Origin of the sequence: Streptomyces sp. NPDC060027, from assembly GCF_042737005.1 — a bacterium.
Taxonomy (GTDB): domain Bacteria; phylum Actinomycetota; class Actinomycetes; order Streptomycetales; family Streptomycetaceae; genus Streptomyces.
On record NZ_JBHWVI010000043.1, the window covers coordinates 17216 to 32749 of the forward strand.

The window sequence follows — 15534 nt, forward strand, 5'->3', positions numbered from 1 at the left end:
TGCGACAGCAGCGACCGCACGTTGACGATCGCCGACCGACTCTCCAACCCCGGGAAGAAGGCCGCCCCATGACGTCCTCGCCGACCACCATCCGCGCCGTACAGCTCTCCGCCCCCGGCCCCGTGGACAACCTCCGGCTGACCACACTCCCGCTGCCGCCCGAGAGAGACGGCTGGGTGCGCATCCGTGTCGAGGCGTTCGGCCTCAACCGCTCGGAGCTGAAGCTTCGGCTTGGTCTGAGCGAGGGCGTCACCTTTCCCCGGGTTCCGGGGATCGAGGCCGCCGGCATCGTCGACGCGGCCCCGGCAGGCAGCGGTCTTGCTCCCGGGCAGAAGGTCGTCGCGATGATGGGCGACATGGGGCGCACGTACGACGGCGGCTATGCCGAGTACACGTCGGTGCCGCTGCCCCAGGTCATTCCCGTCGACACCGACCTGCCCTGGGAGGTGCTGGGCGCCCTGCCGGAGATGGTGCAGACCGCCTACGGCTCGCTCACCATCGGCCTGGACCTGAAGCCCGGTCAGTCCGTGCTGATCCGTGGCGGCACCTCCTCGGTGGGCCTCGCCGCCGCCGCGCTGGCCACCTGGCGCGGCGCCACGGTGCTGTCCACCACCCGCAGGGCCGACCGCCTCGCTCTGTTGAAGGAGCACGGCGTCGACCACCCCCTGCTGGACACCGGCGAGGTCGCGCCCGCCGTGCGCGAGCTGTATCCGGACGGCGTGGACACCGCCTTGGATCTCGTCGGCACGCCGACCCTGCCCGACACCCTGCGCGCGGTACGCGTGCACGGCACGGCCTGCTTCGGTGGCAGCCTCTCCAACCAGTGGACGGTGCGGGACTTCTCCCCGAACGAGTACCTGCCGAGAGGGGTGCGCCTGGCGGGCTATTTCGGCGACGCCGCCGACCTGCCCCGGGAAGCCTTTCAGGAGATTCTCGACGCGGTCGCGGCCGGCCGGCTGGCGTTCCCCGTGGATCGCGTCTACGAGGGCCTGGAACAGGTGCGGCAGGCCCACGACGACATGGAACACGACCGCGCGACCGGCAAGCTCGTCGTCCGCGTCCGGCATTAGCGCCCGTTCTCCCTCAAGTCATCGGAGGGAGCACTGCCGGGCAAGGGGGCGTCACCTCGCCACACCTACCCGTGCAGTGCCGGTCCGCGCGCGGGCCTCGGACCCCGTCGTCCGGATCCATGACCGGGACCCTCCGCCGAGGAGCCGGTCGGCCGCCCCCAGCCCGCGCTCGCGCGAGCCGTCAGCCTTCCTCGCGCAGGCCCCACGGCGAGCCGTACTCGGTGAGCAGGTCGAGGAAGGGGCGGGGCGGCAGGGCTTCCGGACCGAGGACGCCGCCGGCCGACCAGGCTCCGCCCGCGACGAGTTCGAGGGCGATGACGGGGTTGATGGCGGTCTGCCACACCACCGCCTGCGATCCGTACTCGCGCATCGACCATTCATTGTCGACCACGTGGTAGAGGTAGACCTCGCGGGCCGAGCCGTCCTTGGTGCCCTTGACCCAGGTGCCCGCACAGGTCTTGCCGGTCATGCGGTCGCCCAGCGTGGCCGGGTCGGGCAGGCAGGCGGCGACCACGTCGCGCGGGGAGACCGCCACGGGTCCGTTCTCCGAGGGAACGGTGACCTTCTTGGTGGCGTCGAGACCCAGCTCGTGGAGGGTCTTCAGCTTGGCGATGAAGTCGTCGCCGAGGCCGTACTTGAAGGTCACGCGGCGGGCGTCGACCCAGCGGGGGATGAGCAGCACTTCCTCGTGCTCGACGTTGACACACTCCACCGGGCCGATGCCCTCGGGGAAGTCGAAGATCTCCGGTTCGCTGAAGGGGGCCGTGGTGAACCAGCCGCGGTCCTTCTCGTAGACGACCGGCGGATTGAGGCACTCCTCGATGGTCGTCCAGATACTGAAGGACGGGGCGAAGTCGTAACCCTCGACGGTCAGGTTGGCGCCGTCGCGGACGCCGATCTCCTCGATCTCGTCGAAGAGTTCGTCGGCCGCGTACCGGGCGAAGACGTCCGAGAGACCCGGCTCCACGCCCATGCCGACCAGGGCCAGCCGCCCGGAACGTTCCCACTGACCGGCCTGTTCGAACTGCGCGTCGCCGAGCTTGACGCCGCATCGCTCGTACGGGTGGGTGGCGTGCGGCGCGGACAGGGACATGGCCATGTCGACATAGTGTGTGCCCGCCGCGCGGGCCGCGTTGAACAGCGGCATCACGAACCGCGGATCGGTCGCGTTGAGCAGGGCGTCACACCTCTCCTCGGTGAGTGCCTGACGTACGGCGTCCTCGTCGGAGGCGTCCAGGCGCCTCGCGCTGAACCGGTCCCCGTGTCCCGTGAGCGCCGCGACGGCCGCTTCGGCGCGGGCGAGGTCGTAGTCCGCGACGACCATGTGGGTCAGGAAGTCGCGGCGGGCCGCGATCCGGGTGACGGCCGTGCCCACACCGCCGGCGCCCACGAGAAGCACTCGCATGTCACACACCTTTCGTTGCCGGAGACGCACGTCTCCGGGGCTGGATCGATGCAACGGGATGTCCTGGCTTAAAGTCAACGACGTTGGCATAGGAGTCGCGCGGCGAGCGGGGAGAGGCCGTATGGGGAAACAGGTGGTGCCGGAGGTGGCACGGCGCAGGCGCCGGCCGACGAGGCAGGGCACAGTACTGTCCGAGAAGCTGATCGTGCAGACGGCGTTGCGGATGCTGCGGGAGCACGGCAGCACGGGACTGACAGCACGCAGGCTGGGTGTGGCACTCGGTGCCGACCCCAGCACCCTCTACCGGTACTTCGCCGGACTGGACGACCTGACCAGGGCCATCGGCGAGGAGCTGATGGGGCGGGCGCTGGACACCTGGACGGCCACCGGGGAGTGGCGGTCCGACCTGCGGGCCCTCGGCGGGGCCATTCACGCCTCCTACCTCGCCGATCCCCAGGCCGCCGTACTGACCGCCAGTCGAGTCACCGGACGGCCCCGGGAGATCGCGGTGGACGAGACGATCCTGGGCATCCTCCGTTCCGCGGGCTTCCCGGACGCGGACGCGGTCGTCGTCTACCACGCGTTCATCGACCTCACCCTGGCCTTCGCCGCCCTGGACGCCGGGTCGCTGGCACTGACGGGCGAGGCCCGCGCGGCGGACGAGGAGATGTGGCACTCCACCTACGCCGAACTGCCCGCCGACACCCACCCACACATCGCGGCCACCGCGCGGCTCCTGGCCGGGCGGATGACCCACAGCGCCTACCCAGTCGTCCTCGACACGCTGCTGAACAGCGCGGCAGAGCAGCTCGTCTGGGCACGCGCGCGGCGATATCCCGACGCCGCGAGCGCACGCACAACCTGACCCCGGCGCTTATGCCAACGGCGTGGACTCCATTTCGCGAGAAGGCGGGGCGTGGCTGCGAGGCCTGCCGTCGGCGGATTCTGAGGGCGAAGCCCGGAACCACCCCAGCTCCACCGCCTGGTTCGACCAGCGTCGCGGAGGCGAAGGCGAAGGCGGAATCGGAGGCGGAGGCGGCTTCGCGCCGTACGCGCATACTCGGCTCAGCCGAAGGCGGGGATCGGGTGGTCGGGGACGAGGGCCGCGGCGATTCGCTGGGTGATCGTCTGGGCGGTGTGCCCGTCGGGGGTGCTGGGGCCCTTGGTGGTCGAGACCGCGATGGCCAGGTGCTTTCCGGGAAGGTATGCCTGGGCGGCCGTGTAACCGAAGAACAGCGGGTGCTGCGAGACCCAGTCGTTCAGGACGAGCAGGCCCATTCCGTAGTGGGTCGCTTCGGTGTTCGCGATGCATACCGTCGCCGGGCAGGTCTTGGTGGCGTGGCCCAGGCCGACCGTCCCGGGGTTCAGCAGCTCCTGATAGGCGGACGGGGAGAGCAGTTCGCCCGAGCCGATGCCGCTGGCGGAGCGGGCCAGGTCGCAGATGTCGGTGGTCTGCACCGCCCCTGGAGCGGTGGTCCACGAGGGGTTCCAGAAGGAGGACTCCTCGTACGTTCCGCGGTCGGCGGTGAAGGCGTGCAGGACGGGCGTCGGAATGTCGGGTGTGAAGCTGTTACTGGTCTCGCGCAGACCGAGCGGACCCATGACCTTCTGCTGGAGCAGGACGTCGAGTGGGGTCCCGGTGATCTTCTCCAGGGCGGCGCCGAGGAGGACGAAGTTGGCGTGCGAATAGCTCCAGTTGGTGCCCGGCTCGTACCACAGGGGCCTACTCGTCGAGATGGCCACCAGTTCGTCAGCCGTCCACTGGCGGAAGGGGTCCGCGTAGACGCTGTCGGAGAAGCCGGGAGAGGTGACGTAGTCGACGAGACCGGAGGTGGAGGCGCCGAGCATGCGCAGGGTGATCCGTTTTCCGAGGCCGTCCGGAAGGTCGGGGAGCCAGCGCCCGACGGGGTCGTCGAGGCCGACCCTCCCCTCGTCGACCAGCCGAAGGAGCGTCGTTCCCATGTAGCTGATGGCAACGTTGCCGTTCCGAAAATGCATGGCGGGGTCGGCCGGCACCCCCGTCATCGATTCGCCGAGGGCGGTGGTGATGACCTCGCGGCCGTCGACGGTGACGCGCAGGATGACGGACTTGAGGTCCATTTCCTCCTTGGCCTGCTCGGCGATCCGCAGGATGTCGCGCGCCGGGCCGCGGTCGGGCAGCCGAGAGCTGACGCAGGGCCGGCGGTGGCCACCGTTGCTCTCCGCGCCGACGGCGGCCGCAACGGGGGCGCTGAGGGCGATCAGGGCAGTGACCGCGGTCAGGCGCAGCAGGGAAATGGGGCGCATGGGTCGCATGTCCCGCAGTATCGGATCGGAGTACCCGGGCGCTGCCCGGCGACCGCACGACCCGCGAGAACATCACCCGTCGGGCTGCCCACGCCGCCGCACCAGGTGTTCCGTTTCCTCGGTCTGCTCCAGAAGCGCGCCCGGTACATGGGAAAGTTCCCAGGAACCGGGGTCTGCGGGCTCGCACGGCTCCGCCGCCCACAGGCGCCCTATCTCCTCGCTACTGGCCCGCAGCCTGGCGCACGCATCAGCCATGGCTCCGAGGACCTGTGCCAGCGGGCCCGGACCGCCTTGGTCCTCGCACGGCAGCGCGTCGGCCGCGATGGACAGGGCGGCGGCTGTATCGGCCAGGTGCTGACCACCGGGCCGTCAGCCGTACCGGCAGAAGAGTGCTTGGAGGTACTCCTCCAGGCGCTGGGCGAGAACCGCGGATGTCAGATCTTCTCGCCCGAGTTCCCGCCAGGGCTCGGCGGCCTTCTCCGCGTTCGGTGCGAAGGCGAGTGCATCCAGCAGGCGCCAGTAGAGGTGATCGGCAGGGTCGCCGCTGAGCGTTCCACCGGCTGCGATGTAGTGATCGGCAAACCGCATTCCGACGGCGGCTCCGTGCAGCAGGGCAAGATTGGTGGAGCAGTGGGCGACGTCCAGGTCAGCGGGTCCCCAGGACGTCTCCACCCAGTCCACGACACCGGTGATCGTCAAACCGGTTCCTTCTCCCGCGAAGAGCACGTTCCCGGGGTGGAAGTCCCGGTGCAGGAAGCAAGGCCGGTAATCCGGGGGCGGTCGCCGGATCACATCGACGGCACGCTGCCACATCTCCGGCCGTCCCGAGCCCTCGGGAAGCCGCACCCGCTCTGGACTGGTCCACGCCTCGTAGCTGCGCGGCCGGGTTCCTTCGGGAACGTACACCTCGTGGATCGCCAGCAACTGCCGAGCAAGGAGTGCTGACTTCCGCTCGATGTCCTCATCACCCAGCCTGACACTCCCGGGAAGCAACGACATCAACAGCGAAGGATGGTCGCAGTGTTCGGCTGTCGCATCAACACCATGAAGACGAGCGGTCGGTACGGCGGTGTCCGCGAGCAGGCGGAGTATGTCTGCTTCCCGTGTGAGCAGTCCCGGCGCGTGCTTCACGAAGAACGGTTTGACGAAGGACCGAAGCGCGACGGAGTACGGCTCACGATCCCCCTCGATGTCGAGACGGCGCATCTGCGATGTCCAACCCCCTCGCAGGCCTTCCACTGCGCAAATCCGGTCCCCGGGGGGCAAGTTGCGCTCCACCCACCTACGCGTGCTGGACCAGCCCAGGTCATCGCATTCAGCCTCGACCACCGCCGCGTTCTCGTCCTCAGCCATGACAACAGCCTAATGATCACGGACGAACGGCCCGAGGCTGACAACAGTGACAGCAGTGACAGCAGTGACAGCAGTGACAGCAGTGACAGCGGGGGACGGCGCTGTGTGGCGCTCGACAGGTCCGTGCTGCGCCCGACCCCGAGCGGTCTAGGGTGGGTGAGGTTGGTGTCACGGCGCCGCGTGACCGACTGCAATGTCAACGGGACCAGGTTCGTGGCCGGCCAAGCTTTGTCATAGGTGGGGGGTCTTCGTGGGGTGGAGTCCGTCGATCCACAAGTTCGTGGGCGGTGGTGAGGCGCCTGTTTCGCTGGACCTGGAACTGGTACGGGCTGTTCTGGAGCCGCACGATGTCGGGGACCCGAGGCTGACGGTGGGTGAGGACGGGAACCTGGGATTCTGGATCCGGGCATCCGACGGCAGTGAAGCCGAAGTGTTTGTCGACGAGTACGGCATCACGGTGCACCGTCCCCACGTTGGTGGCGTCTTCGGTATCGTCGCGGAGCTGGTCTCCCGGCTGGGCGCGGTCATCATCGACCCGAGCAGCGGTCGAGTCGTATGCCGGGAGGAGGAGCGCGCGGACCTTCCGCCAGACATGCGACACGGTGCCGTCGTCATCGAGATGACGGCCGAGGCCGTCGAGACCGCTCTGACCGGGCCACGTCGACCTTGACGGCAAGACTCCGACTGCCATCGAAGCACCGCTGCCGTCGTCGAACCGCCCGGCCTGCGCAGGGCAGCCCACCACCCCTGCCGTTGGGTGGCCCGCAACGGCAACGGCAACCACAACCGCCAACGCACGCCCTGCGCCACCGCACCCTGATCCCCCTCCACCCGCAGCCGAAGGCGTCAGAACACCCATGCCACGCATACCTACCTGCGTCCTGAGCAGTTCCTCACCTGCCCACATCAGCGACGGACACCACCCGGACCGGTTCGTCGAGATCGGATCCCTCACCAAGGTCGTCACCAGCACTGTCCTGCAGCGCATGGAAGCCACCGGCGTGCTGCGCGGCGACGACCCGCTCGAACGTTGGCTGAACGTCCCGGCCGGCAGCGGTATCACCCTGCGCCACCTCGCCCAGCACACCTCCGGGCTGCCCCGTCTGCCGCCCAAGACCTCACGCCGCGACCCCTACGCGGCATTCGACGACCGGGCGCTCCAAGAAATCCTGGAACGTCTGGATGCGCTCGTTCAGGGCCCGCCGGGGCAGCACGAGGAGTACTCCAACCTCGGCTACGCCATCCTGGGCCGGGCTCTCACCGTGGCCGGTGAGGCGACGTACGAAGAGCTCGTGCACAGCTACGTCCTGAACCCGCTGGGCATCAGTGACATCGCCGTCCTCCCGCCCCGCGAGCGGCGCCTGCTCGCTCCGGGCAGGCTGCGCAAGGAGCGCCGCCCGTGGACCATGGCGGGAGCGATCCTCCCCGCCGGAGGACTGTGGGCCACTCCTGACGCCGCGGCCGCCCTCGTCGTACGCCTGCTCGTCGACCGTGCCCTCGGCGACCCCGGCCTTGCCTGGCAGACAGCCGGTCCCCTCCTGTGGCACAACGGCGCCACCCGCGACGCGTCGGTCTTCGCCGGCGCCATGTCCGACGGCCGTTGGGTGCTCGTGCACCGTCTCAACGGCTCGCCCGACGCCACAGACCAGCTCGGCCTGCGCTCCCTCAAGAACCAGCGCACGCCCCCGTCCTGACGGAAGCGATCTTAAAATCCTCCCCGGCCATCATCAGGCCGTGGCCGGGAAGGCCTCACGTTCACCGGCAGCCGATTGGGCATCCAGGCGATCGTTCGGGTAGGTGACGCTGAGTTGACCGCTGAAGCGCTCGCGATGTTGCAGGCGGCCCGAGCGGAAGGGATCGAGCACACTGCTGGCGCACCTGCGGCGAGTCAGCGGCAGGTTCCGGTCACGTCGTCCGCCTGCCACGTGTGGGAGTAGGCCTCGCGCAGGGGCCCGCCGACCAGCTCCAGGGGTTCCTTCACCGAGAACGGCCCCAGTGCCTGCGGGAACAGAGCTCCCGCCAGGCGATTCAGGCCGGTAGGGAGGCGAGCCAGCCGGTCAGGATCTCGTTGACCTCTTCGCGGCGCTCCTGCTGAATCCAGTGGCCGCAGCCGTCAAGGATGTACGAGGAGACCAGGCCGGGCAGGGTGGTGGGGTAGGCCTGGATCGCCTCGGCCATCCAGGTGGTGGAGGCGTCCAGCGCCCCGCCGAGGAACAGGGACGGCTGGGTGATGGGCTTGCCGTTGAAGTCGGCGAGGTCCTCCCAGTCCCGGTCCATGTTCCTGTAGCGGTTGAGCGCTCCGGCCAGGCCGGAGCGCTCGAACTCTCCCGCGTAGACGTCGAGTTCGTCCTCGCTGAGCCACGCGGGCAGCCGTCCGGCGGGAAACCGGTCACGCAGTGTCCCGCCGCGGCTGACGAAGTGCGGGTCCGGGGCTCCGGGTGCGGGCATGGTCTCGGCCGATAGGGCGGCGTAGAAGCCCGCGAGCCAGCCGCGGACGTCGGGTTCGATCTCGGCCTCGGCCCGGCCGGGTTCCTGGAAGTAGGAGACGTAGAACTCCTCGTCGCCGCCCATCCGCGCGAAGACCTCGCTGGGCCGCGGACCACCAGGGGGCGCGTAGGGAACGCCGAGCAGGCCGACCGCGCGGAAGACGTCCGGCCTGACGAGGGCGGAGTTCGCGGCGATGGTCGAGCCCCAGTCGTGCCCGACGATCACCGCGGTCGCCTCGCCGAGCGCTCGCACCACGGCCACGTTGTCCTCGATCAGGTCGAGCATCCGGTACGCGGCCGCGCCCTCGGGCTTGGAGGAACGCCCATAGCCGCGGACGTCCATGGCGACCGCGCGGTATCCGGCCGCCGCCAGCACCGGCAACTGGTGGCGCCAGGAATACCAGGACTCCGGGAATCCGTGCACCAGCAACACCAAGGGCCCGACGCCCTGCTCCACCAGGTGGATCCTCCCGGCGGGAGAGGGGACCAGACGATGTGCGGCATCCGTGACCTGGGCGGGCTGCGACATGAATCCTCCAGGGCTGTCGATCGATCCGAGTGCGCCGAGTGAGCCACCGGCCGGTCCAGGGGCAGCGGGCCTACGGCTCAGGCAATGATCATGCGGCAGGCGTGGCGGCCGCCGCGATTCCTGTTGCTGCTTCGGCAAACGCGTCCCGTCACTCGCCCAGCTCGTCCCCCACCTCGGCGGCGGTCTGCTCGGTGGTGGCGGTGCGGGCGAGGGCTTGGACAATCTCCAGGCCGTGGTGGCCGATGCTCCGTGGGGCTGGGGCCTTGGCGGACGGCATGACGGGGTTGCTGTCCCAAAGTTCCACTCGCAGTACGGCGCCGCTGACCCGCAGACGCAGCAGGGCCGGGCGCGCGTTTGCCGGCATGTGCCGAATCGCTCCGCACGGCTGATCACGAGGTTCTGCCCACCCTGCGCGGTACGGCTGCCTCGTCCGCGATCCTCCTGTCTGATCCCGGCGTTGCCCGGCAGACCTGCGAGGGCCCGGCCGTGAACCGGCCGGGCCTCTTTGTGTTGCAGGTCGTCAAACATGGCGCAGACGCTCGCTGGACGACCTCAGCGCTCGATGGACGGCACGCGCGGGGCGGCTGTCGAGCACTCCGCAGGAAGGTCTGGCTAGGCCAGACCGTATGCGGAACCGCACTGGGCCTTGTCACCCTTTACGGCGCAGACGTTGACGACGATCGGGGTCCCCTCCGCGATGTTGCCGGTCTTCCAGCCGGAGTTGTAGTACGCGGAATGGCCTCGCGTGGTCGCCTTGCGGTAACCGGTCGCGTTGGACTGCACGGCCGCTTCGGCTTCGATGCCCCAGCCGTCGCCCAGGATGTCGCGGACTTCGAGGGCGTCACCGGGGATGGGCGGGCTGATCGAGTTGTCGGGGTCGGCATTCCAGTCCGCGAAGCCGGCGCGCACGTGGTTGTTGTAGACCTCGATACTGAAGTTCTTGCCGTTCCTGTCCACACTGAACGTGAAGTTCGGGTCAGCGGAAGCACTCCCGGCCCCCGTCATGACTACGCCACCCGTCAGACTGGCTACGGCCACAGCTGTGCCCAGGAATCGCTTGAAACTCTGCACTTTTGACAGTCTCCCGTGATGAAGGGCGCCTTGGTCGGAGGGGCCCTGATGTTGGGGGCTGCCAACCGATGCAACGCAACCCCCGGTCCGAATGATCATACGGTGGGCATGACAAACAAACAGTGCCGGATGGGCCCGGACCGGGCCGGGCGGTTGCGCGGCGAGGCCTCGCCGTTGAACCGGGAGAGAGGTCGGCATCGGCCGTGGTTGACGAACTGCGATCCGCGACGACCGTCATCACCACCGGGATCGATGGGGGGAGGGTCCGTGTGGCGAGCCCGCTGAGCCGGGTGCTCGTCGCGGTGCGCCACACCGTGAGCCAACGGCCCTTGTGGCGTGGATGCGGGAGCGAGCGCTGCCTGGGCGGGGGTGTCAAGAAGTGTGCTGATTCATCGCCCAGGCAAGGAGGGCCCGGACAGCGCCGGAGACGGCGCCGCCGAGGGCAGCGCGAGCCAGGCCCAAGCATTCGCGGCGTGAGAGGCGAGCAGGGGTGCGGGGCATCAAGTACCTCCAGGGGGTGCGGATCAGAAGGGGTTGGCCGACCGACTCGTTCCTCTGCTCGTCCCCGTATCGAGATCAACTCCGAGTTGCGACAAGTGCACCCGGAGGCAAGGCGTTGTCGCTGTTCAGGGCCTTTGCCTCTCACGCAAGCCCTCGAGCATGCCACCCAGGACTGCAACGGCATCCCCGGCATGCTCACCCCCGTCAAGACCACCGGCACCCGCCCGCAACGCAACCGCCGTCCAAGCGCCGCCAGCCCCGTCGGCACGCCCGACCGGGACACGCACGGGCCGCACTACCGACTGGCTGACTACCTCGACCAGCACGGTCGCCACCGCGCCGACCAGATACCGCCCATCGACTTCTGGAACGCAGCCGCCACCTACGCGCACGCAGCCGATCTGACCGGACTCGGAAACGCTGCCTGGAGCCGCGGGCTATACCGCGACGCGGCTCAGCTCTACAAACAGGCCACCGCTCAGGGCATCCCGCAGGCCGCAAGCCTCTTCGTCGACCGCTTGCACATCCTGCATCCCTTCGATCACCGTCCCGTCCAGCTGGCCGCCACCCGCGTTGCTCTCCACGACCCGCACGGTGTAGCCGCGCTACTGGGCAAGTTGAGCAAAGTCGGGGCGGAGCAGCAGGCCATGATCCTGGCCCAGCGGGCCGCGACCCACATGCTCCTGGACGACCCGCAGGGATTGCGCATGCTGCTCATGGAGTTGCGGTGGGCCGGAGCGGAGCAGCAGGCCTTGGCCCTGGCCAAGCGGGCTGCCACCCACACCGCAGTTGACGACCTACTCGCTGTGGCTGCATTGCTGAGCTGATCAACGGGGGCGGTCACGCTCGCGGGTGGTGATGAGCTGATGTGTTGCCTGGAGGGGAACCCTCTGGTTCTTGCTCAGCATGGTCGCCCCCATCAGGGTCAGCGTGTGGATCACGGTGTTGCCGTTGCGGTAGCTGGTGATGAGTCCGGCATCGCGCAGCGCAGTGGTGTGATGGGTGGCGGTGGCCGGTGTGACTCCGGCCCTTTGGGCGGCTTCGGTGGTGGTCACCCCGGCGGCCGTGGCCTGTAGGACGGCGGCCCGGGCCCGGCCCAGCAGCACCTGCAACGGCGGCGAACCGGCTTTGTCGGACGCCGACTTGGACGGCGTGGTGGGTACCTCGTGGGGCAGGGAGTAGATGAGGACGGGGGGTAACCCCGGATCCGCGAGAGAGATCGGTCCCTTCCAGCAGAAGTACGACGGAATCAGCAGCAGCCCGCGGCCCTTCAGGTGGATGTCGTGTTCCGTCGGATACGTGCTGATCTCTAGGCGTGGGTGCTTCCACCGGACGGTCGGTGCGAGCCCTTCGAGCAGGCCCTCGGTGCCCCCGTCGAGCAGGTGACGGGCCAGCCGGATCCGCTCGGTGTGCAGGCTTTCGTGCACCCACTCCTCGTGGGGTGCGATGACGGTCCGGTGGTAGGCGCGCAGGATGCCCACCAGCTCGCCTCGCGTCTCCTGCTCTGTCAGCCGGCCGAGCCAGGCCGGCACCCGGGCGACCCGGGCGAGGGCCGCGAGTTGCGTCGCGACCTGGTCCGAGGGCGTGCGGAGGATCGCCTCCAGCCCGGCCTCCAACCCGGCGGTGCCTTCCAACGGGGTGAGGAAGTCGGGGAAGTAGGACGCGCGCGGGAAAAGGGGCAACAGGACCCGCCGCACCACGTCTTCGAGGCCCGCTTCCCGAAGCCGCTCACGAGCGGGCCCGTACCAGTGCGCGTACGCCCAACGGCCCGCGGGGGTTTGGAAGCGGTGCAGGCTGGAGGCGATCTCCCACATCGGGTGCGGGGCGGCAGCGACCCGGGTCCTGGCCAGATCCTCAGCAGAGAAGTGGAAGCGAAGCACGGCCAACACCCTTTCCACCTGCGATATTTCAGCACGTTCGAATGAGCATGACAGGTAGAGGCGTAGACCGGAGCATGAACTCGCCCCGTCGCACCGGCCTCGCGACACCCCATGCGGTTCTTGTGTCTCTCGCTCCTTCCGCCTGCCCCCGAACGGAGAAGGAATCCGATGGCGATGACCTTCGCCCGCCCGGCCGCAGCGGCACTGCTCGCCGCCCTTCCCGTCACCCAGGTCGTGCCGTTCCAGCTCGCGTACTGACATCCCCCCGCCCCAGCGCCGCACCCGCGCACGTGTCCCCCCAAGGAATCACGATGACCTCCCCTCTGCGTCCCTTGAACCGCCGCGCGATCCTGCGCGGAACCTTCGCCGCGACCGTGGGCGCCCTCGCAGGCCCCCTGCTTCTGTCGGGCACCGCACATGCCTACAACTGGTCGCGCACCCTGAACCAGGGCGCCAACGGAGCGGATGTGACGGAACTGCAGATCCGGATCGCCGGCTGGGCCGCGGACTCGGCCAGCCGGTCCCGGGTGAGCATCGACGGCGACTTCGGCCCGGGTACGGCCGCCGCGGTCCGCAGGTTCCAGGCGGCCTACGGACTGGCCGTCGACGGCAGCGCCGGACCCGCCACCCAGGCGCAGCTCAACGCCCTGGAGCAGTCGGACGGTTCGACGGCCCACTTCAACTGGAGCGAGTTCGCCGACCGGTCGAGCGGCACCTTCGACGGCGGCAAGGTGAGCGCTGCCGCCGTCCGGGAAAACGCACGTCGCTGCATGTACAAGCTGGAGGCGCTGCGCAAGAAGCTCGGCAACACGCCCATCACCGTGAACTCGGGCTTCCGCAACATCGCGCACAACGCCGAGATCGGCGGGGCCAGCGACAGCATGCACCTCTACGGCACCGCCGCCGACCTCACCGTCCCCGGTGTCAGCAACCGCACGGTGTACCAGAAAGCGGAGACCTGCGGGTTCTCCGGGCTGGAGCGGTACACCGTCGATCACCAGCATGTCGACAGCCGCGCGGACCTCGGTCGGGCCTGGTGGTGGGAGAGCGGCACCATCTGAGGCCCGGAGGCCCGGAGGCCCGGAGGCCCGGAGGCCCGGACCTCCGGAAGCCCGGAAGCCCGGCTCGGTCCGACCTGACCCGTGTCGAGCCGGGCTCTGCCGGGTTGGTCCGGGGACTCCGGCGAGGTCCCCGGCCCCGCGGCTCCGCGGCCCGGCGCCCGAAGCGAACCGCCACCCGCCACCCGCCACCCGCCACCCGTCACCCGATGCACCCGGGCTCTGCCCTCACGCGCCCGAAGCCACAGTCCCCACCTGGAGGCACACCCATGAACCGCAGACCGTCGCGCATACCCCTGCGGCGCGCAACCCTGTCCGTCCTCGGCACCCTGACCGTGCTGGTCGCCGCCGTGCAGCCCGTCGGCGCCGCGCCCCGCGCCGAGGGCCTCACGACCCCGGGCCCCGTCAGCCGCGCCTTCACCCGGGCGGCGGCCGAGTTCGACGTGCCGCGCGATGTCCTGATCGCCCTCGGATACGGAGAAACCCACCTCGACGACCACGCGGGCCTGCCGAGCCAGGCTGGCGGCTACGGCGTGATGCACCTGGTGAGCAACCCCGGTCAGCACACCCTGGAACTGGCCTCCCGGCTCACCGGTGAGGCACCCCGCGAACTGCGCCAGGACACCGCGGCGAACATCCGCGGCGGAGCGGCCGTCCTGCGCGCCTACGCCGACGACGCCGGCCTCGGCCGAGCCGAGCGGCATGACGCCGATGCCTGGTATCCGCTGATCGCCCGGTACGGCGGCGCGACCGCCCCCTCCGCCGCGCGCCTCTACGCCGACACTGTCTACACCTTCCTGGCCGACGGCGTGACCGCCCGTACTCCGGACGGCGAGGAGCTGACCGTCAGCGCCCGCCCCGTCGCCCCCGAACGCGGCCGCTACGAGACCGCCGCGGCGCCTGCCGCGCAGAGCCCGGACTACCCGCCGGCCCTATGGGTCGCAGCCAACTCCGCCAACTACGCCGTAGGCCGCACGGCCACGATCAGCAAAGTCGTCATCCATGTCACCCAGGGCTCCTACGCCGGGACGATCAGCTGGTTCCAGAATCCCTCGTCGCAGGTCAGCGCCCACTACGTGGTGCGCTCCTCCGACGGCCAGATCACCCAGATGGTTCGTGACAAGGACACGGCCTGGCACGCCCGTTCGGGCAACGCATCCGGCATCGGCATCGAACACGAGGGATACATCGACAACCCGAGCTGGTTCACGGACGCGATGTACCGCTCCTCCGCGGCACTGACGGCCTACCTGTGCAACCGCTACAGCATCCCCAAGGACCGCGCCCACATCGTCGGACACTCGGAGGTGCCGGGCAACGATCACACCGATCCGGGACCGAACTGGAACTGGACGTACTACATGCAGCTGGTCGGCGGCAGCACGGGAGGCGGAGGTGACGTCCAGTTGACCTTCCCGTCCTACGACACCCTTCGCGCCGGCTCCTCCGGGGCTCAGGTGTCGGCCGTACAGTCACTCCTCAACCGGCAGGGATTCGACGCGGGCACCGTGGACGGCAGCTTCGGCTCGAAGACCACCGCGGCCGTCACCGCCTTCCAACAGGCCCGCGGGCTCGGCGCCGACGGGGTCGTCGGCGCGCACACCTGGACCGCGCTCCTCTCCGCCGGCAGCGTGCCGGTGCTCCGTCAGGGCAGCACGGGCTCCGACGTACAGCGTCTTCAGAGGACTCTCACGGCCGCTCTGGGACGGACCGTCTCCGCGGACGGCGACTTCGGATCGGGGACCGACCAGGCGGTCCGGGACTACCAGAGCAGTCGCGCGCTGAGCGTCGACGGCACGGTCGGCCCCGCAACCTGGAGCGCCCTGCAAGCCGGTCGCTGACCGAGATCGGATCGCGTGAGACGGCCCCCGCCGGAACGCTGCCCCATGGGTGGG

General features: G+C 69.5%; 15 protein-coding genes. 7 read left to right on the plus strand and 8 right to left on the minus strand.

Features of this window, described 5'->3' with window-relative positions; all coding sequences use genetic code 11:
* Positions 1-68 precede the first annotated feature (68 nt).
* A complete protein-coding gene (locus tag ACFWBT_RS13950; RefSeq protein ID WP_385699403.1) occupies positions 69-1070 on the plus strand; it encodes a zinc-binding dehydrogenase in 1002 nt (333 codons plus the stop codon).
* A gap of 181 nt (positions 1071-1251) precedes the next feature.
* On the opposite strand, the gene ACFWBT_RS13955 is transcribed toward ACFWBT_RS13950, so the two are convergent.
* Positions 1252-2475, minus strand: coding sequence for a saccharopine dehydrogenase family protein (locus ACFWBT_RS13955; RefSeq protein WP_385699405.1), 1224 nt, complete (start codon positions 2473-2475; stop codon positions 1252-1254).
* 121 nt (positions 2476-2596) lie between these two features.
* Between ACFWBT_RS13955 and ACFWBT_RS13960 the strand changes: the two genes are divergently transcribed.
* On the plus strand, positions 2597-3340 hold the full coding sequence (locus tag ACFWBT_RS13960; RefSeq protein ID WP_385699407.1) for a TetR/AcrR family transcriptional regulator: 744 nt from the start codon (positions 2597-2599) through the stop codon (positions 3338-3340).
* Positions 3341-3540: 200 nt separating this feature from the next.
* On the opposite strand, the gene ACFWBT_RS13965 is transcribed toward ACFWBT_RS13960, so the two are convergent.
* Positions 3541-4770 carry a serine hydrolase domain-containing protein gene (locus ACFWBT_RS13965; RefSeq protein WP_385699410.1) on the minus strand — a complete coding sequence of 410 codons (1230 nt, stop codon included), beginning with the start codon at positions 4768-4770 and terminating at the stop codon, positions 3541-3543.
* Positions 4771-5130: 360 nt separating this feature from the next.
* The gene (locus tag ACFWBT_RS13970; RefSeq protein ID WP_385699413.1) at positions 5131-6114 is read right to left on the minus strand and encodes a phosphotransferase family protein; all 984 of its coding nucleotides are present in this window, start codon (positions 6112-6114) and stop codon (positions 5131-5133) included.
* 250 nt (positions 6115-6364) lie between these two features.
* Here ACFWBT_RS13970 and ACFWBT_RS13975 point away from each other — a divergent pair, with 250 nt between their 5' ends.
* Positions 6365-6784 (plus strand): hypothetical protein, encoded by a 420-nt coding sequence (locus tag ACFWBT_RS13975; protein ID WP_385699415.1) that lies wholly within the window; start codon positions 6365-6367, stop codon positions 6782-6784.
* A 187-nt stretch (positions 6785-6971) separates the two neighbouring features.
* Positions 6972-7808 (plus strand): serine hydrolase domain-containing protein, encoded by an 837-nt coding sequence (locus ACFWBT_RS13980; protein WP_385699418.1) that lies wholly within the window; start codon positions 6972-6974, stop codon positions 7806-7808.
* Positions 7809-7841: 33 nt separating this feature from the next.
* Here the strand turns inward: ACFWBT_RS13980 and ACFWBT_RS13985 are convergent, their stop codons facing one another.
* The 4 genes from ACFWBT_RS13985 to ACFWBT_RS14000 all read right to left on the minus strand — a co-directional run bounded on the left by ACFWBT_RS13985 (position 7842) and on the right by ACFWBT_RS14000 (position 10134).
* The gene (locus ACFWBT_RS13985) at positions 7842-7979 is read right to left on the minus strand and encodes a hypothetical protein (protein ID WP_385699421.1); all 138 of its coding nucleotides are present in this window, start codon (positions 7977-7979) and stop codon (positions 7842-7844) included.
* Between the two features lie 163 nt (positions 7980-8142).
* Positions 8143-9129 (minus strand): alpha/beta fold hydrolase, encoded by a 987-nt coding sequence (locus tag ACFWBT_RS13990; protein WP_385699424.1) that lies wholly within the window; start codon positions 9127-9129, stop codon positions 8143-8145.
* A gap of 148 nt (positions 9130-9277) precedes the next feature.
* Positions 9278-9493: a hypothetical protein gene (locus ACFWBT_RS13995; RefSeq protein WP_385699427.1), complete on the minus strand. Its 216-nt coding sequence runs from the start codon at positions 9491-9493 to the stop codon at positions 9278-9280.
* Positions 9494-9741: 248 nt separating this feature from the next.
* Positions 9742-10134 carry a hypothetical protein gene (locus ACFWBT_RS14000; protein WP_385699429.1) on the minus strand — a complete coding sequence of 131 codons (393 nt, stop codon included), beginning with the start codon at positions 10132-10134 and terminating at the stop codon, positions 9742-9744.
* A gap of 758 nt (positions 10135-10892) precedes the next feature.
* Between ACFWBT_RS14000 and ACFWBT_RS14005 the strand changes: the two genes are divergently transcribed.
* A complete protein-coding gene (locus ACFWBT_RS14005) occupies positions 10893-11528 on the plus strand; it encodes a hypothetical protein (RefSeq protein ID WP_385699432.1) in 636 nt (211 codons plus the stop codon).
* On the opposite strand, the gene ACFWBT_RS14010 is transcribed toward ACFWBT_RS14005, so the two are convergent.
* Positions 11529-12581, minus strand: a complete 1053-nt coding sequence (locus tag ACFWBT_RS14010; RefSeq protein WP_385699472.1) for a helix-turn-helix domain-containing protein — start codon at positions 12579-12581, stop codon at positions 11529-11531. It lies immediately after the preceding gene.
* 311 nt (positions 12582-12892) lie between these two features.
* Between ACFWBT_RS14010 and ACFWBT_RS14015 the strand changes: the two genes are divergently transcribed.
* Both ACFWBT_RS14015 and ACFWBT_RS14020 read left to right on the plus strand, forming a co-directional pair.
* On the plus strand, positions 12893-13642 hold the full coding sequence (locus ACFWBT_RS14015) for a D-Ala-D-Ala carboxypeptidase family metallohydrolase (RefSeq protein WP_385699435.1): 750 nt from the start codon (positions 12893-12895) through the stop codon (positions 13640-13642).
* A gap of 266 nt (positions 13643-13908) precedes the next feature.
* Positions 13909-15480 carry an N-acetylmuramoyl-L-alanine amidase gene (locus ACFWBT_RS14020; RefSeq protein ID WP_385699437.1) on the plus strand — a complete coding sequence of 524 codons (1572 nt, stop codon included), beginning with the start codon at positions 13909-13911 and terminating at the stop codon, positions 15478-15480.
* Positions 15481-15534 lie beyond the last annotated feature (54 nt).

What these genes read in the sequence shown, in the direction of transcription:
- ACFWBT_RS13950 (WP_385699403.1), top strand. Translation starts at nt 69, where the DNA reads ATGACGTCCTCGCCGACCACCATCCGCGCCGTACAGCTCTCCGCCCCC.
- ACFWBT_RS13955 (WP_385699405.1), bottom strand. Translation starts at nt 2,475, where the DNA reads ATGCGAGTGCTTCTCGTGGGCGCCGGCGGTGTGGGCACGGCCGTCACC.
- ACFWBT_RS13960 (WP_385699407.1), top strand. Translation starts at nt 2,597, where the DNA reads ATGGGGAAACAGGTGGTGCCGGAGGTGGCACGGCGCAGGCGCCGGCCG.
- ACFWBT_RS13965 (WP_385699410.1), bottom strand. Translation starts at nt 4,770, where the DNA reads ATGCGACCCATGCGCCCCATTTCCCTGCTGCGCCTGACCGCGGTCACT.
- ACFWBT_RS13970 (WP_385699413.1), bottom strand. Translation starts at nt 6,114, where the DNA reads ATGGCTGAGGACGAGAACGCGGCGGTGGTCGAGGCTGAATGCGATGAC.
- ACFWBT_RS13980 (WP_385699418.1), top strand. Translation starts at nt 6,972, where the DNA reads ATGCCACGCATACCTACCTGCGTCCTGAGCAGTTCCTCACCTGCCCAC.
- ACFWBT_RS13990 (WP_385699424.1), bottom strand. Translation starts at nt 9,129, where the DNA reads ATGTCGCAGCCCGCCCAGGTCACGGATGCCGCACATCGTCTGGTCCCC.
- ACFWBT_RS13995 (WP_385699427.1), bottom strand. Translation starts at nt 9,493, where the DNA reads ATGCCGGCAAACGCGCGCCCGGCCCTGCTGCGTCTGCGGGTCAGCGGC.
- ACFWBT_RS14000 (WP_385699429.1), bottom strand. Translation starts at nt 10,134, where the DNA reads ATGACGGGGGCCGGGAGTGCTTCCGCTGACCCGAACTTCACGTTCAGT.
- ACFWBT_RS14005 (WP_385699432.1), top strand. Translation starts at nt 10,893, where the DNA reads ATGCTCACCCCCGTCAAGACCACCGGCACCCGCCCGCAACGCAACCGC.
- ACFWBT_RS14015 (WP_385699435.1), top strand. Translation starts at nt 12,893, where the DNA reads ATGACCTCCCCTCTGCGTCCCTTGAACCGCCGCGCGATCCTGCGCGGA.
- ACFWBT_RS14020 (WP_385699437.1), top strand. Translation starts at nt 13,909, where the DNA reads ATGAACCGCAGACCGTCGCGCATACCCCTGCGGCGCGCAACCCTGTCC.